This is a genomic window from Paucibacter sp. TC2R-5, from assembly GCF_025717605.1.
Classification (GTDB): domain Bacteria; phylum Pseudomonadota; class Gammaproteobacteria; order Burkholderiales; family Burkholderiaceae_C; genus Paucibacter_A; species Paucibacter_A albus.
In genome coordinates this window covers 261,783-278,897 of the sequence record NZ_JAJIRQ010000009.1, presented here as the reverse complement: position 1 = coordinate 278,897, position 17,115 = coordinate 261,783, and the positions used below count along the sequence as shown (strand labels likewise).

General features: G+C 62.7%; 18 protein-coding genes and 1 pseudogene. 5 read left to right on the top strand and 14 right to left on the bottom strand.

Annotated features, from left to right (window positions below):
- Positions 1-14 precede the first annotated feature (14 nt).
- On the top strand, positions 15-383 hold the full coding sequence (locus LNV08_RS20435; RefSeq protein WP_263535574.1) for a diguanylate cyclase: 369 nt from the start codon (positions 15-17) through the stop codon (positions 381-383).
- 108 nt (positions 384-491) lie between these two features.
- Here LNV08_RS20435 and LNV08_RS20430 read toward each other — a convergent pair whose 3' ends face one another.
- From LNV08_RS20430 to LNV08_RS20375, 12 genes and pseudogenes are all read right to left on the bottom strand, one after another.
- On the bottom strand, positions 492-917 hold the full coding sequence (locus tag LNV08_RS20430; RefSeq protein WP_263535573.1) for a DUF305 domain-containing protein: 426 nt from the start codon (positions 915-917) through the stop codon (positions 492-494).
- Positions 918-960: 43 nt separating this feature from the next.
- Positions 961-1,290, bottom strand: coding sequence for a four-helix bundle copper-binding protein (locus LNV08_RS20425; RefSeq protein ID WP_263535572.1), 330 nt, complete (start codon positions 1,288-1,290; stop codon positions 961-963).
- Positions 1,291-1,873: 583 nt separating this feature from the next.
- A pseudogene (locus LNV08_RS20420) lies at positions 1,874-2,446 on the bottom strand (SOUL family heme-binding protein).
- Between the two features lie 89 nt (positions 2,447-2,535).
- Positions 2,536-3,060: a DUF2721 domain-containing protein gene (locus tag LNV08_RS20415; protein ID WP_263535571.1), complete on the bottom strand. Its 525-nt coding sequence runs from the start codon at positions 3,058-3,060 to the stop codon at positions 2,536-2,538.
- A 172-nt stretch (positions 3,061-3,232) separates the two neighbouring features.
- Complete coding sequence (locus LNV08_RS20410; protein ID WP_263535570.1) at positions 3,233-3,487, bottom strand: hypothetical protein; 255 nt, start codon at positions 3,485-3,487, stop codon at positions 3,233-3,235.
- Between the two features lie 20 nt (positions 3,488-3,507).
- Positions 3,508-3,690 (bottom strand): oleate hydratase, encoded by a 183-nt coding sequence (locus LNV08_RS20405; RefSeq protein WP_318014140.1) that lies wholly within the window; start codon positions 3,688-3,690, stop codon positions 3,508-3,510.
- Between the two features lie 169 nt (positions 3,691-3,859).
- Positions 3,860-4,891, bottom strand: a complete 1,032-nt coding sequence (locus tag LNV08_RS20400) for a zinc-dependent alcohol dehydrogenase (protein WP_263535569.1) — start codon at positions 4,889-4,891, stop codon at positions 3,860-3,862.
- Positions 4,888-5,757 carry an oxidoreductase gene (locus LNV08_RS20395; protein WP_263535568.1) on the bottom strand — a complete coding sequence of 290 codons (870 nt, stop codon included), beginning with the start codon at positions 5,755-5,757 and terminating at the stop codon, positions 4,888-4,890. The genes LNV08_RS20400 and LNV08_RS20395 overlap by 4 nt, the downstream gene beginning before the upstream one ends.
- Positions 5,758-5,776: 19 nt before the next feature.
- On the bottom strand, positions 5,777-7,159 hold the full coding sequence (locus LNV08_RS20390) for an NAD-dependent succinate-semialdehyde dehydrogenase (protein ID WP_263535567.1): 1,383 nt from the start codon (positions 7,157-7,159) through the stop codon (positions 5,777-5,779).
- Positions 7,160-7,188: 29 nt separating this feature from the next.
- Positions 7,189-8,265 (bottom strand): alkene reductase, encoded by a 1,077-nt coding sequence (locus LNV08_RS20385; RefSeq protein WP_263535566.1) that lies wholly within the window; start codon positions 8,263-8,265, stop codon positions 7,189-7,191.
- A 183-nt stretch (positions 8,266-8,448) separates the two neighbouring features.
- On the bottom strand, positions 8,449-8,646 hold the full coding sequence (locus tag LNV08_RS20380; protein WP_263535565.1) for a DsbA family protein: 198 nt from the start codon (positions 8,644-8,646) through the stop codon (positions 8,449-8,451).
- Positions 8,643-9,089 (bottom strand): OsmC family protein, encoded by a 447-nt coding sequence (locus tag LNV08_RS20375; protein WP_263535564.1) that lies wholly within the window; start codon positions 9,087-9,089, stop codon positions 8,643-8,645. Before LNV08_RS20375 ends, LNV08_RS20380 begins: the two co-directional genes overlap by 4 nt.
- A 752-nt stretch (positions 9,090-9,841) precedes the next feature.
- Between LNV08_RS20375 and LNV08_RS20370 the strand changes: the two genes are divergently transcribed.
- Both LNV08_RS20370 and LNV08_RS20365 read left to right on the top strand, forming a co-directional pair.
- Complete coding sequence (locus LNV08_RS20370) at positions 9,842-10,009, top strand: hypothetical protein (protein ID WP_263535563.1); 168 nt, start codon at positions 9,842-9,844, stop codon at positions 10,007-10,009.
- A 303-nt stretch (positions 10,010-10,312) separates the two neighbouring features.
- Positions 10,313-11,398 carry an AI-2E family transporter gene (locus LNV08_RS20365; RefSeq protein ID WP_263535562.1) on the top strand — a complete coding sequence of 362 codons (1,086 nt, stop codon included), beginning with the start codon at positions 10,313-10,315 and terminating at the stop codon, positions 11,396-11,398.
- Between the two features lie 461 nt (positions 11,399-11,859).
- Here the strand turns inward: LNV08_RS20365 and LNV08_RS20360 are convergent, their stop codons facing one another.
- Positions 11,860-12,804 (bottom strand): YihY/virulence factor BrkB family protein, encoded by a 945-nt coding sequence (locus tag LNV08_RS20360; RefSeq protein WP_263535561.1) that lies wholly within the window; start codon positions 12,802-12,804, stop codon positions 11,860-11,862.
- A 376-nt stretch (positions 12,805-13,180) separates the two neighbouring features.
- Between LNV08_RS20360 and LNV08_RS20355 the strand changes: the two genes are divergently transcribed.
- Both LNV08_RS20355 and LNV08_RS20350 read left to right on the top strand, forming a co-directional pair.
- Complete coding sequence (locus LNV08_RS20355) at positions 13,181-14,368, top strand: alpha/beta hydrolase family esterase (protein ID WP_263535560.1); 1,188 nt, start codon at positions 13,181-13,183, stop codon at positions 14,366-14,368.
- A gap of 403 nt (positions 14,369-14,771) precedes the next feature.
- The gene (locus tag LNV08_RS20350) at positions 14,772-15,908 is read left to right on the top strand and encodes a sensor histidine kinase (protein ID WP_263535559.1); all 1,137 of its coding nucleotides are present in this window, start codon (positions 14,772-14,774) and stop codon (positions 15,906-15,908) included.
- Positions 15,909-15,911: 3 nt separating this feature from the next.
- Here the strand turns inward: LNV08_RS20350 and LNV08_RS20345 are convergent, their stop codons facing one another.
- Entirely contained in the window at positions 15,912-16,781 is an 870-nt protein-coding gene (locus LNV08_RS20345; RefSeq protein WP_263535558.1) for a diguanylate cyclase domain-containing protein, read from the bottom strand.
- Between the last annotated feature and the right edge of the window lie 334 nt (positions 16,782-17,115).

The window sequence follows — 17,115 nt, the reverse complement described above, 5'->3', positions numbered from 1 at the left end:
CTGGAAGCTGAGATTTGTCTACAAAAGCGGATGAAGTCCAACTTCTTGGCTGCGTCCGCGTCAATGACACGGTCAGTCGGCTAGGAGGCGACGAATTCGTGATGGTTCTTTCCGACATTGACTGCGGGTCAGAACTTGAAGGCGTGCTTCGGAGAGTACTCTCATCACTCTCCGAACCGGTGGCGTTGCAAGATGGGGCAGTAGCCAATGTCACAGTCAGCATCGGCGTTGCAATTTTTCCGGACGACTCGGCTGAAAAGGGCATCTTGATGCGCAAAGCAGATCATGCGATGTATGTTGCCAAAAGCCTTGGCAAGGGGCGCGTAGTCTTGGCTCAGGAAGACGACGCCGCTGCAGAACTTCAGACAGGCAGCCCATGCTAGAAGGTTCGAATGCCAGGCCGACAGTTCGAACAAGCGCGGCATAGCTGACTTTCGATTAGGCTGCCGTTTCCTTCAACGGCATGGGCGTAGTGGAATTAGGTGTTGATTTCATTTGGGCTTGGCCATCCACCGATCGAACTCGGCAATCTCCTTTTTCTGGGCTGCGATGATGCGCTTGGCCATCGCCTTCATCTCGGTCGATTTTCCATGCTTGAGCTGCATCTCGGCCATGTCCAGCGCTTGCTGGTGATGCATCTTCATCAGCATCGCGAAGTCCATGTCAGTGTCGCCCGACATCGGCATCTTCTGCATGCCGTCCATGCCCATCATCATCGCCTGCTTCATCTCGGCGGAACCCATCGCACCCTGCTGCATCTGGCCTTTGGGCATGCTGGCTGAATGAGACATTGCAGGCGCAGTCTGGGCCTGCGCCTGTGCCTGTGCCTGTGCCTGTGCCACGGTCGCGGCCAGGCACAGCGAAGCGATCTGGACAAGCCGCATCGCGCAAGAAAATCTGATGGTCGATTGATTCATGGAGTTCTCCTACAAGCGTGGCAAAGCGGCTGGCGGTCGCAGATCAGGACGCCATGCCGCGACAGGCTTCTGCGCAGCGCTGGCAGGCCTCGGCGCACTTTCGGCAGTGATCCATCGAGTGTTTCGCGCACTCGATCCTGCAGGTCTCGCAAGCCTCGGCGCATAGCGCGCAAATTGCAGCACGCGAGTTGCCACCTCTTGCGATCGACGCCGCCGCCAGCTGGCAGATGTCGGCACATTCGAGGTCGAGCGCGATGCAGCCAGTCATTGCCTTCGGGTCAACTTCTTGCATGCAGGCAGAGGCGCACTGCAGGCATGCGGCTGCGCATGCATTGCACGCTTGCAGGCAATCGAGTTCGACTTGGCTCAGCATGGGAATCTCCTTAATGGGTTGATGTAGAAACCCTGATCATCGGCATCCTGGGGCGTGCGTCGGTGCGACAGCGAACATAAGGCTTCAGTGCGGCCGCCCTAGCCAGCGGCGCCATGCGCCGGCCCGGGTTCGACCGCAACTTGCCTCATTTGGCGAGCTGGTTCTCGGTCACGACGATGGCGCCACTGCTGGTCCCGGCCTTGAACTTCGCTCAGAAGTGCGACCTAGTGCGGTTGTGGGGGGAAGAGTAGGCCGCTTTAGCCGATGGCCGGTTCAAGTCGGGCCGCTACTCCTGTCGCGTCGATGACTGCTCCGGGCACCCAGTTGCCAAGCAGTCATAGCCCTCGAAATGTCCCGGCCTGCGTCAGGCCGACAGTTCGAACGAGCACCGCATAGCTGACGTTCGGTTCGCCGGCCGTTTTGCTCAACGGCGGATTACTGGCGATGTTGTGGCCTCACGTTCCCGGCCAATAGCCGACCTGGAGCTGCAGTGTGCAGCAACGAGGACCGGGCCACCTGCGGGCTCAAGGTTCGATGGTCGGACCTGGCGAGCGACAAACTCGCTGCGCTTAAACATGGGAGCTCAGGAGTCCTCGGCCATCCGCAACCAGATCTCGTTGCGCCGCATGAACCATGGCGTGTAGGGCGCGTTATAGCGTGAGTACACCGCTTCTCCCTCCCACTTGAGGTGGGCGGCGAGCAAGGCCGACTGCAGCTTCGCCAGATGTTGCTCGTAGTTCGACTCTGACCACAAGCCTGAGTAGCGAATCACGGCCAGCCTGCTGGGCGGCAGATCGAGAACTTCAATACGAGCGTCCAGTGGTTCCGGCGCGCTGGCCGCAGTGATGCCTTTGGGCAAAACGAACTGCACCAGAAATCCGCCAGCAGTGGCGCTCTGGGTGACCGGCGCGGTCATCTCCAGCTTCACAGGCACGGCGACCTGTGTCACCGGTGCCGTCATGGCGAACTTTCACTCGCCTTTGTTCTTGCCAAAGATATAGCCCACCAGGATGGGGAACGCCTGATTACCGGCCGCGCTGGCCGATCCCGCGACGATGACTTGTGCAACCGTATAGCCAGCGTACTGCCGCACCTCGATACCCTCGAGTTCGCGAACGACTTGGTACTCAGGCTCTTCCGTGGCGTGACTGGGCATGGCAAAGGTACTCAGCATCAGTGTTGAGAGCAGCACAGCACTGAAGGCCATGCTGGGGCGGCGCAGCTTGCGCAGGGCTTGGATATGCATCAGGGCATTTTCTCGTCGGGAGCAGGCTTCGTCTGTGGCGCACCGAACATGCGCAGTTGCCCTGCCTGTCCATCAAAGGATTGAGCATCGATGAACAAGCTATGAGTGGCGATATAGACCTCGGCCAAGAAGCAAGACAGGCCGGCAATCACCGACATCATGGTGGCGATGAACTGAGCGCCGGCCAGCCACTTCAGATCGGCGCCCAGGAACTCCTCGATGAACAGCGTCACGATAACCGTGCAGACCAACAGCGCGGCGCCGGTGCAGCAGTTGATCGACCAACTGGCCAGGTGGCGCCGGCGTTCAAGGCTGGCGAGCTCCAAACGTGCCATGGCGATTGCCTCTGCATTCGGGGCTCCCCTGCCTTTGCCGACCTCACGCGCCCGGTCGATGATGCGGGCCAGTCGGTTCGCCATCACACCAAGCAAGCTGGCGATACCCGTCAACAGGAACACCGGTGCGACGGACAGCTGTATCGCGTGCTGAATAAGAATTGGGCCTTCGACTGCTGGCATGGGCATGCTTGATCCTTGCTGGGTGAATGGTGTTTAGAAGCAGGTTTTGGGTTCAGGTCAAGCCATTGGTCTTCGTCGCCTGGTGCGGCTGGTCTTGCTGCCTTCAATGCGTAGGCTTGCCATCAGGCCTTGCTGATCAGTCATGAAGGCGTACCGCTCGACGGCCGACCCAGTCGCGTCAGCGTTGTCTGGCCAGCGGTCCCAAGATGAGTTTCTCCAAGGTGTCTAAGGCCTGCTCAAATTGGCCAGGAGCGAGGATGGACCGATGAGCCAGGCCAGCTGCAACGGCGCTGGCGTAGTGGAACCGCATGGCGTCGAAGGGCATGGCAAGAAATGCCTGACCTGCAGCGCCCGGCACATGAACAGGGGTGGAATTTGGGCTGAAGGTGGAGGCCAAGGCTGAGGTCCACAAGCGAGTCGTTTGAGCAAACATGAGGAGCTCCTAGAGTTGGATCAAGTCGCGACAATGGCATCCGGCAGTATCCGCTCGCCCGCCATCTGGCCGTCACGAATCAGGATGGCCGCTCCGGCCAGCGCCGCCAGGCCCGAGCCGACGAACCAGGCCGTCTTGTTCTCCACGCCCTGGGTTTTGCGCGGGCGGGCGAATGCTTCGTAGTTGCCGCTGCTGTAGTACATGGGGTTCCTTCGGTAGAGGTTTCAGTGGCGCATAGGTGCTGCCCTTCAGCGGGCAGGCAGGCTGGCGCCGCGTGTCGATACAGGTAGGCCGGGAGTCAGCCCTGGCGCTTGAAATCGCGCTCGAGCCTTCGGCTGGCACAAGACCCCTTCCGGGCTCTTGTGTCCGGCCTCAGCCCGCGAAGTCCAGCACCACCCGCGACGGCACCTCGCCTTTGGCCAAGCGCTCGAAGACAGCATTGATGGCGGACAGGGGCTGCAATTCGATGTCGGCCTTGACCTTGCCTTCGGCGGCGAAGGCCAGGGCTTCGGCCATGTCGCGCCGGTTGCCGACGAAGGAGCCGCGGATGGTGATGCAGTTGGCCACCACATCGAACAGCGGCGTCGGGAAGTCGCCCGGCGGAATGCCCACCAGCACGCAGGTGCCGTGCTTGCGCGTCATGCCCACGCCCTGCTTGAAAGCGGGCAAGGACGGCGCCGTGATCAGCACGCCGTGTGCCCCGCCGCCCGTGAGCTTGCGCACCGCCGCCACCGGGTCACCGGTCTTCGCATTGACCACGGCATCGGCACCCAGGCGCCGGGCGTGTTCGAGCTTGCCCTCGTCGATGTCAACCGCGCACACCTGCAGGCCCATGGCCTTGGCATACTGCACGCCCAGGTGCCCCAGGCCGCCGATGCCCGAGATAACCACCCATTGCCCGGGACGGGCCTGCGTTTCCTTCAGCCCTTTGTACGAGGTGATGCCGGCGCAGATCAAGGGCGCAGCATCGCGTGCGGCCAGACCCGCCGGAATGTGCGCGACGTAGTTCGGGTCGGCCAGGATGTATTCAGCAAAGCCACCGTTCTGCGTGTAGCCGCCGAACTGCGCCTCGGCACAGACCGGTTCTTGCGCCGCCAGGCAGAACTCGCAATGGCCACAGGCCGAATAGAGCCAGGGCACGCCAACCCGGTCGCCCTCCTTCACCGCTGTGACGCCGGCGCCGAGTGCCGTGACGATGCCTATGCCTTCGTGCCCCGGCGTGAAGGGCAGCGTCGGCTTCAGCGGCCAGTCGCCGCTGGCGGCATGCAGGTCGGTATGGCAGACGCCGCAGGCCTCGGTCTTGACCAGGATCTGGCCGGCACCGGGTGTGGGGATGTCGAGTTCCTTGAGCACCAGCGGCTGGCCGAATTGCTCGACTTGCGCAGCCTGCATCTTGCGCGTCATACCGTCTCCTTCGGGAAATCGGCGCCGCGCGCGACGGCCTCGCCCGCCATGAAGTCCCGGCGCAGTTCGTCGACTTTGGCCATCGCGCCCTCGAAGGCATCGTTGCCCAACAGCAGGTGCTGCGGCAGCTTGCCCGACGCCACGGCCTCGACGATGGCCTTGACGGCACGCACCGGGTCGCCAGGCTGTTTGCCCGAGGTGGCCCGCACCGCCAGCCGCACCTTGCCGGCGGTGGCCAGATAGTCCTCGATCGGGTGCTCGCTCTCGTGGGCCGAGCGCCCGGCCCAGTCGGTGCGGAAGCCACTTGGATTGACCACCATCACCTGAATACCCAGCGGCTCGACCTCGCGCCGCAAGGCCTCGGACAGGCCCTCGACCGCGAACTTGGTGGCGTTGTACTGCCCCAGCGCCGGCATGCCGCGCACACCGGCCAGCGACGACAGGTTGACGATGCAGCCGCGGCGGCGCTGACGCATGCCCGGCAGCACCGCCTGGACCATGGCGGTCAAGCCGAACACATTGACCTCGAACATCTTCCTCACCTCCGCCGCATCGCCCTCCTCGATGGCGGCGAAGTAGCCGATGCCGGCGTTGTTCACCAGCACGTCGATGCCTCCGAAGCGCGCTTCGGCCGCCTGGACGGCCGCAGCGATCTGGTCTGCTTGCGTGACGTCGAGTTTCAGCATGAGGACGCGGTCGCTCGCAACGAAGCCCTGCAGCTTGGCGAGGTCGCGGGCGGTCACCACCGTGCGGTAGCCGCGTTCGATGGCCTGCCTGGCGAGTTCCTGGCCGAAGCCGGTGGAGCAGCCGGTGATGAACCAGACTGGCGCTTCGCTGGCTTGGGATGGGATGGCTTGCTTGTTCATGGCATGCTCCGGTTTGCGCTCAGACCGGGGCGGCGATGGCGCCGCTGCGGACCAGCTTCTTGTTGACGAATTCCTGGATGCCCATGCGGCCCAGCTCGCGGCCGTAGCCGGAGTGCTTGATGCCGCCGAAGGGCAGTTCTGCGTCGGTCCAGTCGATGTTGTTGACGAACATCATTCCGGTGTCGACGCGGCTGGCCACGCGCCGGCCACGCGCTTCGTCCCGGGTCCACACCGAACCCGCCAGACCAAAGTCGGAATCGTTGGCCAGCGCGACGGCTTCGTCTTCGCTCTTGACGCGAAAGAGCGACACCACCGGGCCGAAGAATTCGTCGCGAAAGGCCGGGTTGCCGGGGGCGATGTCGGTCAGGATCGTGGGCTGCATGAACCAGCCCGGGCGGGCGATGCGCTCGCCGCCAAGCAGCAGCTGGGCGCCGCCTTTGACGGCAGCATCGACCTGGGCCAGCAGTTGCAGCAGCGCAGTCTCGGTGGACAGCGGGCCCAGCGTGGTCGCTTCAATCATCGGGTCGCCCGGCAGCAAGGCTTCCAGCGCAGTCTTGAACCGGGCCAGGAATTCGTCGGCGACAGCATCCAGCACAATGAAGCGCTTGGCGGCGCAGCAGGTCTGACCGACGTTGAACATACGGCCCCAGACGGCCCATGGCAGAGCCAAGTCGAGGTCGGCGTCGTCGAGCACGATGAAGGCGTCGCTGCCGCCAAGCTCCATCGTCGACTTCTTCAGGTTCTGCCCGGCGCGGGCCGCCACGCTGCGGCCTGCGGCGACGCTGCCGGTCAGGGCGACGCCCTTGACACGCGGGTCGTCGATGACGCGATCGGACTGCTCGTAGGAGATCAGCAGGTTGGTGTACGCACCGACCGGTGCGCCGGCATCGAGCAAGAGCTTCTCGAACGCGATGGCACATTGCGGCACGCAACCGGCGTGCTTGACCACCAGCACGTTGCCGGCCATCAGCTGCGGCCCCGCGACTCGGGCAAGCTGGTAGTAGGGAAAGTTCCAGGGCTCGACACAGAACAGCACGCCGAGTGGCGAGCTTTCCATGTGTGCTTTGCCGTGTTTGGGATGCAGATGGGCCGTGGCCAGGAAAGACTCGGCGTGCTGGGCGTAGTAACCCAAGATGTCACCACTGAACTTGACTTCGCCGCGCGCCTCATCAATGCGTTTGCCCATCTCCAGTGTCTCTAGCCGAGCGAAGTCGTCGACATGGGCGTGTAACAGCGCCGCCGCTCGGTTCAGGATCACGGCGCGCTCGGCGAAGCTCTTGTGCTTCCAGGTCTGGAAGCAGCTCTCAGCCGCCGCCAGCGCCTTGTCGAGTTGGGCATTGCTCAGGTGCTCGAAGCTTTTCAGCAACTTGCCGTCGTTGGGGTTGATGCTTTGGTAAGTCATGATGATGTGTCCTTTGCTTGGTGCGTGGGTCAGGTCGGCAGGGCCGGATAGTCCGTGTAGCCCTTGGCGCCGGGCACATAGAAGGTGGCCTCGTCTGGGGCGTTGAGCGGGGCGTCCTTGCGCATGCGCGCCACCAGGTCGGGATTGGCCAGAAACGGCCGGCCGAAGGCGATCAGGTCGCCGCGTTGCTCGAGCAAGGCTTGTTCGGCGCTGGCGTGGTCAAAGCCGCCGGACAGGATCAACAGCCCGTCGAAGCCGGCACGCAGCTTGAGCTTGAAATCGGCGGGCACGGGCGGCGCACCCATGGACGAATGGTCGACCAGGTGCAGGTACAGCAGGCCCAGCGCGGAGAGCGAGTGAACGAGCGAGATGTATTGGACCTCCACCTCGGGGAACGCGCTGGTTCCGTTGAATACACCGTAGGGCGAGAGCCGGATGCCCACCCGGTCGCGGCCGATCGCGGCCACCATGGCGTGTGCAATCTCCAGCGCCAGACGGTTGCGGCGCTCCACACTGCCGCCGTAGCCGTCGGTGCGCTGGTTGATCAAGGGGTTGAGGAACTGCTCGATCAGGTAGCCATTGGCGCCATGCAACTCGACGCCGTCGAAACCTGCTTCCACTGCGAGCTTTGCGGCCGCCACGTGTTCATCGATGACATTGACAATATCGTCGTCGGTCATCGTTCGTGGCGGGCTGTGAGGCTGCATGCCCAGGGTGTCGGTGTACATCTCGCCCGGGCACACAGCGCTGCCGGGCCCGAGAACCTCGGCGCCGGGCGGCAGGTTGGCGACATGCGCCACCCGGCCGCAGTGCATGAACTGCACGAAGATCGTGCCGCCTTGTTCGTGCGCGGCCGTCGTGGTGGCCTTCCAGGCCTGCACTTGTGCTTTGTCGTACAGCCCCGGGATGCGTGGGTAACCCAGGCCGTTGGGGCTGGGCGAGGTGCCCTCGGTGATGATCAGGCCGGCGGTCGCACGCTGACCGTAGTAGGTCGCCATCAATGCATTCGGCGTGTGCTGAGGCGTGGCCCGGCTGCGTGTCAATGGCGCCATGACCATGCGGTTGGCGAGGTGGAGCGAGCGGAACGCGAATTTATCGAAGAGCATGGGTGGGACTCCTAGGAGGGATCGAAACTGCAAGGCGCCAAACGGGTGCGACGTACTGCCGGGCGCGGACGGGTTGAGACAGTGAAGTCTGCGCGCAGGGCTTGGTGAGCACTGTGCGATGACGCACATGAAGGCGCGGCGGCGAGATCAGGGTGGAGCGCGGTGCTGCAAGGCGTCAGCATTTCAGGTGATCTTCAGTGCGGCCTGTACGGCCTCGTCTAGCTTCTCGAGGCCGAACGAGACATCCGCGACCTTGCCGTTCAGAAAGAAGGCAGGGGTGGCGCGCAAGCCGCAGCGTTCGCCGGCACGGCGATGTATCTGAATCCGTTGCGTGTAGGCCAGCGCGGCTTCGAGGATGTCGACAATCGCAGCATCGCTCATGGGGCCGCTGATTCGAGCGTGGCCTGCAGGCTGATTTCGGCGACGGACGCAAGCGCCTTGGACAGTGGACATTCGCGCTTGGCGGCCTGGGCGATCCGCTGGAAACCGGCTTCGTCGATGCCTGGCACGGCCGCCTTCAGCGTGAGCGCGATCCGGTCGATCACGAAGCCCTCGCCCTCCTTTGTCAGACGGACGCGAGCTTGCGTGTCGACTTTGCGGGTGGCGAAGCCGGCCTTGTCGCAGGCAAAGGAGAAGGCCATCGTGAAACAGGCAGCATGGGCGGCGGCAAGGATCTCCTCTGGGTTCGTGCCCCGGCGGTCGTCTTCGAACCGGCTGGCAAAGCCATAGGGGTAGCGCTCGAGGGCGCCGGTCTCGGTGCTGATCTGGCCCTTGCCCGTCTTGCCCGGGCCTTCCCAATGGACGTTGGCGGTCTTCTCGATCATGGCGTGACCTTTCAGGTGACTGTGTGAAGCGGCATGGATCAAATATCCAGCCCCTGGTCGACTGTCGGTGCCTTTGGCACTCATGGCCATCGGACGGGGGCGGGTGTTGCACGGCGGGATGTCCTACGCCCCGGCTGTCCGCGCTATTGCCGTGCAGCTGGACGCTCCGCGCATCAGTTCATGGTCGGCACCTAGTCGCCAAGCGGCTCGCGGACTGTGCGAGAGCAAATCCAGCGCCTTGAATCGCCACTGCAGAGGATGGCGCGAGCCACCCTGACCTGCTGCCTTCGGGAGAGCTCATCTCGGGAGGGCCTGCAGAGTTCGGCATCGCACCGACGGCATCGGATCCGCGTGCGCCAATTGCCGAGGCGGGCGGTCGGCGCAGGAGTTGACGGGAGGGCCAAGGAAAGGACATTTCTCGTGGACAGCGTGGTGTACCGAGATGGAAAGCGGATCGGCTGATTTTTTGGGCTTCGTGCGGCAGCGCACCGACTCGAGACCTGCTTGCGCGGAATCTCGGTCTCGTCAGGGTATTGCAAAGTCGGGTCTGAACTGCAGCGGCACACAGCCGCTCATGTTCTGCAAAGTCAAGGCATGAAACGAGTGACGTGCCCCAAACGGTCAGCGAGCTTTGTAACAACCTGACGATGGCCGCTTGCTAGCCACCGACGGAATGCCGTCGGCTCTGGAATCCGGCCTATCAGCCGCTGCGATTGAAAAATCAAAGCTTCATAACTTGTAGGAGAAAAAACATGGACCTATTGCTTGTCGTAATTGTGCTGTTGCTGTTGTTTGGTGGCGGAGGCGGACTGTATTGGGGCATGGGCATGGGTTGGGGCCTTGGCCCAATTGGATTGATCCTTGTGGCCTTTGTCGTTGCGTACATGCTCTTTGGCTATCGCGGTAGAAGGGGAAGCTGAAAAAAAGTTTGTTTGATTCCTTGGACCGGCCGATGACCGTTTTGGTCAAAGGCTGGCACCCAGCCCAGCGAGCATCAATGGCCGGCACCGGCTGGGACCCGCGCGTGGTCGATGTACCTTCGCGCTGGCACTCAAGTACAACTTCAGATTGGCGCAAGACCGCATTTACGACTTGAAGCTAGAGCCCCGCCAGCATTTGTTGGCGGGGCCATGTAGATTGGGGGTCATTGCGGTGTAGCCACCGCACAATAGGCGTAGCCTGCGGCCCCTTGCCGGCAGGCCAATAAGTGATGGGAGTGTTGGATGCATGACGTACCGGACGGACCGCAGTTGCCCCAGCCCGTGGCGGGGAGCTATTTGGAGAGCAAGTTCTTGTTGCTGCTCTTGCTGACGGTCTCACTGGCGTTGGGTTGGATCTTGCTTCCCTTGTTCGGCACGATGCTGTGGGCCTTGATCATCGCGCTGCTGTTCGTGCCGCTGAACCGTAGCCTGCTGCTGCGTCTGCGTGGGCGGCGCAACGTGGCTGCCCTGCTGACCCTGCTGTTTGTGCTGGTGATGGTGATCCTGCCCCTGGCGTTGATCGCCGCGGCGCTGGCGCGCGAGGCGGCGCAGCTGTATCAACGGGTGCAGTCCGGCGCGCTCAATCCGGTCGGCTATCTGCACAGCGCCTTTGATGCTCTGCCGGGCTGGGCCGCCAAGTTGCTGGACCAACTGGGCCTGGGCGAGTTTGCCAACCTGCAGCAGCGTCTGAGCTTGGCGCTGCGGCAGGGCAGCGAATTCATCGCCACCCAGGTCTTCAGTGCGGGCCAGATCACCTTCGAGTTTTTTGCCAGCCTGGCCATCACCCTGTACTTGGCCTTCTTTCTGATCCGCGATGGCGCGCAGCTCATGCGCGCCATCGGCCAAGCGATCCCCTTGGCGCCGGCCCACAAGCAGGAGCTGTTCGGCAAGTTCGCTACCGTCGTGCGCGCCACCGTCAAAGGCAACTTCCTGGTGGCCGCCATCCAGGGGGCTTTGGGCGGCCTGGCGTTCTGGTTTCTGGGCGTCGGCGCACCGCTTTTGTGGGCCGTGTTGATGACCTTTTTGTCGCTGTTGCCGGCGATTGGCGCGGGTCTCATCTGGTTGCCGGTGGCTTTGTATCTGCTGATGACCGGCGCGCTCTGGCAAGGCCTGGCCCTGAGCGCATACGGCGTGCTGGTGATCGGGCTGGTGGACAACCTGCTGCGGCCCGTGCTGGTCGGCAAGGACACCCGCATGCCCGACTATGTGGTGATGATCACCACCCTAGGCGGCATGGCGGTGTTCGGCATCAACGGCTTTGTGCTCGGGCCGGTGATAGCCGCCATGTTCATCGCAGTTTGGCACCTGCACGGCAAAGCACGCGAATGAGGGGCGAGCAGCCCCTTCACGCTTTGAAACGTTTTTTGGCCAGGAACTGCCACAGCATGCCCGAAGCGCCCGGCCCCTGCGGGTCACTGAAGGCCCGCTTGGACGCGCCACCACTCCAGGCGAGACCGAGCCGGGCGGGGCCACCTCCAGCCAGGCGACCATCACTTGGCCGGCACGTCTGTCTTCGGTCAGGTTTAAAAGATAGCCGAACGGAACGTCAGGTATGCAGCGCTTGTTCGGATTGTCGGCCCGGCACAGGCAAGGCCATTTCGGGAGTACTGGCTACGTGGCGACACGGTGCCCATAGAGGCATCCAGAGTGCCGCCCTCTAAGTCGACGATGCACCGATTGAGCAGCGGTCGTTCGGGCCGTCAGCTTACCCTGCCTCGATGAAACTCGACCGAATGTCTAAAGCTAGAACGGTCGATCGAGCGGAACCCGCTGCCCACTTGGAAGAGTCATCACTCGTCTACGGTGAGCTTGGACACTTGTCGGCGCCAACTCACAGCACCAGCCTTGCTGGGTGGGGTCTGCATCGTGTCCTTCCGGGCCGCAGCGTGGCGGAATGAGCCAAAGCTGTGCGCATAGGCCCAGGTGAATTCGGCGCCGAACAGAAAGATCTGGGCCGAGTAGTAAACCCAAATCAAGAGCACGGCCAACGAGCCGGCGCCGCCAAAGGCCGAGGCCACACCGCTCTTGCCGATGTAGAGGCCAATCAAGAGCTTGCCGATATTGAACAGCAGCGCCGTTACCCAAGCGCCTATCCACACATCGCGCCAAGCAATGCGTACGCGCGGCATGATTTTGTAGATCAACGCAAACATCGCCGCCACCAAGACATAGCTGATGACGAAGTTGACGAAGCCGGCCAATACTGCCCAGCCAGCCAGCCGCGCCCCGCTCCAGGCGCTGAAGGCCGCGATCGCCGCGCTCAGCAGCAGCGAGGTCGTCAGCAAGAATCCTATGCCCAGAATCATCCCGAAAGACAGCAGGCGCGAGCGCAGCAAGCCCCAGAGGCCTTGCGGCTTGTTGCGCTGCGGCGCCCGCCAGATGCGATCCAACGCGTCCTGTAGCTCACCGAACACCGTGGTCGCACCCAGCAGCAGCAAGGCCCCACCGATCAGCGCAGCGATCCAGCTTTCGGCCGGCCGTGCGGCACTCTCCAGCATCGCCTGCACAGCCAGCGCGCCGCTCTCACCCATCAAGCCGCGCAGCTGCATCAACACTTCGCCGCTGGCTGCCTCGCGCCCGAACACCATGCCGGCCACCGAGATCGCGATCAGCAAAAGCGGCGCGATCGAGAACATCGTGTAGTAGGCCAAGGCGGCGCCCATGCTCGGCGCATAATCATCAATCCAAGCGGTACCGGCCTGCTTGCTGAGCCGCCAGAGCTGCATCGGCCTCATGGAGCGGCGCCGCTGACCAAGGTACCGTACAGGGCTTGCCCGGGGGCGCTGGCGGGCCGCAGCGAAGACCGGTACGCTGCGCGCAGCGCGGCCCGAAGATTGGTCCAAAGCCCCGCCCGGCGCGCTGCGGCTGCGCCCTGCGCTGTTCTTTGTGTTTTCTCGACCATCTTGACCTCTGACTACTGGAGCAGCAAAGGCTACCCGCGCGAGGGCTTCTGCTGCAGCAGCCAAGAAGCCGTTGCTTTGTCGGACAAGTCCTTCACAAGGCAGCGCCATCGGCCGGCTGCGGTTCTGGCTCTTGTCGGCGACGATCGTCGAACAAGCTTGTCCGGCCCTGGACATGGGCTCGCCGCATCATCCCGAACAGGAACCCCGCATGAAAAACCTCTTCTCCGCAAGAGCGAAGGCCCTCAACGCCGACGCCATCAATGCCACGATTGAGCGGGCGCTTGCCCGCGCTGGCCTGACCACTGACGTCGGCCCGATGCGCCACGTCACCGAAACCATCAGGCGCGCCCTAGCCGCCGGGCGGACATCGGACTCACACTCTGCAGCTGCAGCTGCAGCTGCCGCTGCAGTCGACGTTGACGTTGACGTGAACGTTGCCCGAGGCAGACGGCGCAATCCCGCATCGAGCGAACAGGCGCTCAAGCCAGGCAGCTTTGAAACTCATCAATTCAGCAACGCGGCCGGCAGCCGCGCTTACAAGGTCTATAGCCCCAAGGCAGCGTCAGCGACGCCGCGCGCCATGGTCGTGATGCTGCATGGCTGCACGCAGACGGCCGACGATTTCGCGGCCGGCACTCAGATGAACCGCCTTGCCGATACCCACGACTTTCTTGTCCTCTACCCCGAGCAGGCAGCGCAGGCGAATGCCTCCAAATGCTGGAATTGGTTCCAGCCCCAAGACCAACTGCGAGACGACGGTGAGCCCTCTCTGATCGCCGGTATCGCCCGAGAAGTGGCGGACAAGCATGGCGCCGACCCGCAACGCATCTTTGTGGCCGGCCTGTCGGCCGGCGCGGCGATGGCGGTCGTGCTGGGCGAAACTTATCCGGAGTTGTTTGCCGGCGTTGGCGCTCACTCGGGCCTCCCTTACGGCAGCGCGCACGATATCCCGTCAGCTTTGCTGGCCATGAAAGGGGGGCGCAGCGGAATCGGTGGCCTACGCAACTTTGTCCATATGGCCGTAAGCCAGGGCCGCAGCGCCACGCAGGCAGTGCCTACTATCGTGTTCCACGGCGATAGAGACCATACCGTGCAGCAGTCCAATAGCAACCTGATCGTCCAGCAGGCCCGCGACGCGTATGGCGCTGAGCCAGGCCAGGATGCCTTGCATGTCGGCACCCGTTTCGGCGTTGCAGAAGGCGGGCGCCGCTTCAGCCGCGAGATCCACACCGACGCCCTTGGGCAAGCGCGAATTGAAAGTTGGACTCTGCACGGGGGCGGCCATGCTTGGTCGGGTGGCCATGCGAGTGGCTCCTACACCGACGGCGCCGGCCCCGATGCTTCGGCGGAAATGGTGCGATTCTTCTTGGATCTAGTCCCTGCCGGTTCGGCATGAGGCGTGCTTACACCGAGAGGGCTCGGCGAGTCGATTCCAAGCGACGCAGGTCGATTGGCCCGCGCACGCCTGCCGGCGCCAAAGCGCGGTGCGAAGCAGACTTTCTCGAAATGACCGTCAGCGCCGTCGGACAGGGATGCTCAACTCGTTTCCGCCCTCAAGCACCGCACTTGGCAGGAACCAAAGGGGCAGGAATGCGGCCTAGCTTGTTAAGAATAACAGCCGTCACACGAGTGGCACATCATGAAGCCTTGTCAGATGGTTGAATCGGCCAGGGGCCTTCATGCTACCGTCCAGCGCTCCGCAGACCTCCATGCTCGACTCGCCGCTGTCATCGTGCCGAGCAGGCGCCCCTTCCGCAAAGTCAGCCCTGTTGTGGCCGACAAACGATGAGACATATCAAATGACAGTGAGTAGTCTGCAGCTGCTGGCCAATCTGGTCAGAGAGAACGGCGAGGTACTTTTGCTGACTTGGCGAACGCAGGTCAGGAATCTCCCTTCGGCAAGTCATCTCGACACACCGACGCTTAACGACCACATCCCGGATTTGCTTAAAGAGTTAGCAGAAGCGCTCGAGACCAATCCCCGACAGACGATCCCCGAGGCGCTTGCCGAAGCCAGCCCCGCGGCCCACGGGCTGCAGCGGCTCAAGGATGCATTCGATATCGAGGAGGTGGTGGCAGAGTACAACATCATGCGTGGATGCATCCACGATCTGGCGACCGAGCACGATATAACGCTTCAAGGCAGGCCGTTCCATGTGGTCAATCGCATCTTCGACAATGCGATCGGCCAAGCCGTGCAGACCTATGCTGCCCAACAAGCACTCGAGGTAAAGCAGCGCAGGGAGGAGTACCTCTCCTTCGTTGCGCACGATCTGCGCACGCCGCTATTCGCGATCTCGCTCACGGGTAGGTCGCTCGAGAAAAGTCTGTCCGGGCAAGTCCTTGGCGCTGATTCCCAACGTATCTTGCAATCGCTGCGCCGCAACGTGCAGCAGCTCCAGGACTTGATTGGCAGAGTGCTCGAAGAGAACACGAATTTGCTCGAGGTCATCGGCGTCAAGGTCGAACGGCGCCGATTCGACCTGTGGCCGCTGGTGGAGTCCCTGCTCGACGATATTGAGACGATTGCGGCCCAATCAAATACGAAGCTAGTCAATCAGGTACCCGTCGATCTGGTCGTGTTTGCAGACGCCAGATTGCTCAGGAGAGCGTTTCAAAATCTGATCGGCAATGCAATCCAGTTCTCGCCGGGTGGCGAAGTGATTGTCGGGGCGCAGGCTGCGGCGGGCCAGGAAAGCGTCGAGTGTTGGGTCAGCGACAACGGCCAAGGCATTGCCGCCGAAATGATCGAGAAGGTCTTCGACAAGGGTGAATCCGGCGGCGAGGCCGGTTCCCGGTCGGGCCTTGGCCTGGGCTTGGCCATCGTGAAGTCCTTCATTGAAGCGCACGACGGCAGCATTACTTTGCACAGTGTGCTGGGCGAGGGCTCCAAGTTCTACTTCACCTTACCCGTGCAAGCGAGGCCGGACGCGTGATGCTCAGCCAGGCGATTTCGACGGGTTGATCGAGGCCACCGGTGCCTCGAAAAATACGCAGGTGCCGGGCAAGGATTTCGCTCGGTACATTGCAGTGTCGGCATTGGCGATCAGAATATCGCCGCTCTGGCCATCATGCGGGTATAGCGCAATGCCGATGCTTGGTGTGATGACCAACTGCAGATCACCATGGCTGATTGGGGCAGCGATCGCAGCCTGTACCAGGCCTGCGATACGTGCAACGTCGTCGCGACTTGTCGGATTGATCAGCAAGTACAGGAATTCGTCACCTCCGTTGCGGCAGACCGTGTCCTCGTCGCGCGCTTGGCCCAGCAGGCGTTGCGCTACCACGGTCAGCACTGAATCGCCTGCGGCATGGCCATGGCTGTCGTTGATCAGCTTGAAGCGGTCGAGGTCCAGAAACATCACCGCCAGCATCCAGCCGTGACGGTCGGCGCCAGCGATGGCCTGAGCCAGGCGGTCGTCGAACAAGGTGCGGTTGGGCAAGCCTGTCTTCTGGTCATGCATGGCAAGGGAACTTGCAGCACGTTCGGCATGGCGTGACGCGGCCAGCGCAGCTTCGGATTCGGCCAGGGCTTCGCGCGACAGGCTCAACGCCTGCTCGACATCCTTAACCTCAGCAAGGCCATCGGCAAGAGTGTCCGCCACTTCCTGCAGATCGTCGGCGCAATCCTGTACCTTCGTACCGATGGCCTTGGTGTTCCGCAGAACTTGGTCGGCCGGCAGCATCTTCTCCCCCCGTGCGATGCGCGCTTTGGCGAGATCACTGGCTACAGCTAAGTCGTCGGCACAGTCCTCCACCTTGACCTTGACCTCTTGGCTTTTATCGAGCGCCGCCTCCAATGCGTTCAATGTGTCTGGCGGCGTGGGTGCCTTGGGCTGCGGTGTCATTTTTTACACGTCATTTGTACGCCGCGAGTGTGGGCGCTTTTTACGGGTGCGTCTGTAGGACAAGGCGACGTTCCTGAGCGCTTCAACGGCAGCGGAACGGGGCGAGGCTGACCCTCAACCCAAGTACGCTCGGCTTGCACGAGAACTTCGGCCTTGGCATGCATCACGCCTTCTGCCTGGGCCTCCAGAGGCGCGCTCAGGGCGAGCGCAAGCGCGTCGATGGCACGGTCGGCAACGCTTGGCGGCGGCAACGTGCTCTCGGCAAATCTGGTTTTCTCCTGCAGACAAGGCGCCC

Bases quoted from the DNA above. Each gene is read 5' to 3' on its own strand.
- LNV08_RS20430 (WP_263535573.1), bottom strand. From the start codon at position 917: ATGAATCAATCGACCATCAGATTTTCTTGCGCGATGCGGCTTGTCCAG.
- LNV08_RS20425 (WP_263535572.1), bottom strand. From the start codon at position 1,290: ATGCTGAGCCAAGTCGAACTCGATTGCCTGCAAGCGTGCAATGCATGC.
- LNV08_RS20415 (WP_263535571.1), bottom strand. From the start codon at position 3,060: ATGCCCATGCCAGCAGTCGAAGGCCCAATTCTTATTCAGCACGCGATA.
- LNV08_RS20410 (WP_263535570.1), bottom strand. From the start codon at position 3,487: ATGTTTGCTCAAACGACTCGCTTGTGGACCTCAGCCTTGGCCTCCACC.
- LNV08_RS20405 (WP_318014140.1), bottom strand. From the start codon at position 3,690: ATGTACTACAGCAGCGGCAACTACGAAGCATTCGCCCGCCCGCGCAAA.
- LNV08_RS20400 (WP_263535569.1), bottom strand. From the start codon at position 4,891: ATGACGCGCAAGATGCAGGCTGCGCAAGTCGAGCAATTCGGCCAGCCG.
- LNV08_RS20395 (WP_263535568.1), bottom strand. From the start codon at position 5,757: ATGAACAAGCAAGCCATCCCATCCCAAGCCAGCGAAGCGCCAGTCTGG.
- LNV08_RS20390 (WP_263535567.1), bottom strand. From the start codon at position 7,159: ATGACTTACCAAAGCATCAACCCCAACGACGGCAAGTTGCTGAAAAGC.
- LNV08_RS20385 (WP_263535566.1), bottom strand. From the start codon at position 8,265: ATGCTCTTCGATAAATTCGCGTTCCGCTCGCTCCACCTCGCCAACCGC.
- LNV08_RS20380 (WP_263535565.1), bottom strand. From the start codon at position 8,646: ATGAGCGATGCTGCGATTGTCGACATCCTCGAAGCCGCGCTGGCCTAC.
- LNV08_RS20375 (WP_263535564.1), bottom strand. From the start codon at position 9,089: ATGATCGAGAAGACCGCCAACGTCCATTGGGAAGGCCCGGGCAAGACG.
- LNV08_RS20370 (WP_263535563.1), top strand. From the start codon at position 9,842: ATGGACCTATTGCTTGTCGTAATTGTGCTGTTGCTGTTGTTTGGTGGC.
- LNV08_RS20365 (WP_263535562.1), top strand. From the start codon at position 10,313: ATGCATGACGTACCGGACGGACCGCAGTTGCCCCAGCCCGTGGCGGGG.
- LNV08_RS20360 (WP_263535561.1), bottom strand. From the start codon at position 12,804: ATGAGGCCGATGCAGCTCTGGCGGCTCAGCAAGCAGGCCGGTACCGCT.
- LNV08_RS20355 (WP_263535560.1), top strand. From the start codon at position 13,181: ATGAAAAACCTCTTCTCCGCAAGAGCGAAGGCCCTCAACGCCGACGCC.
- LNV08_RS20350 (WP_263535559.1), top strand. From the start codon at position 14,772: ATGACAGTGAGTAGTCTGCAGCTGCTGGCCAATCTGGTCAGAGAGAAC.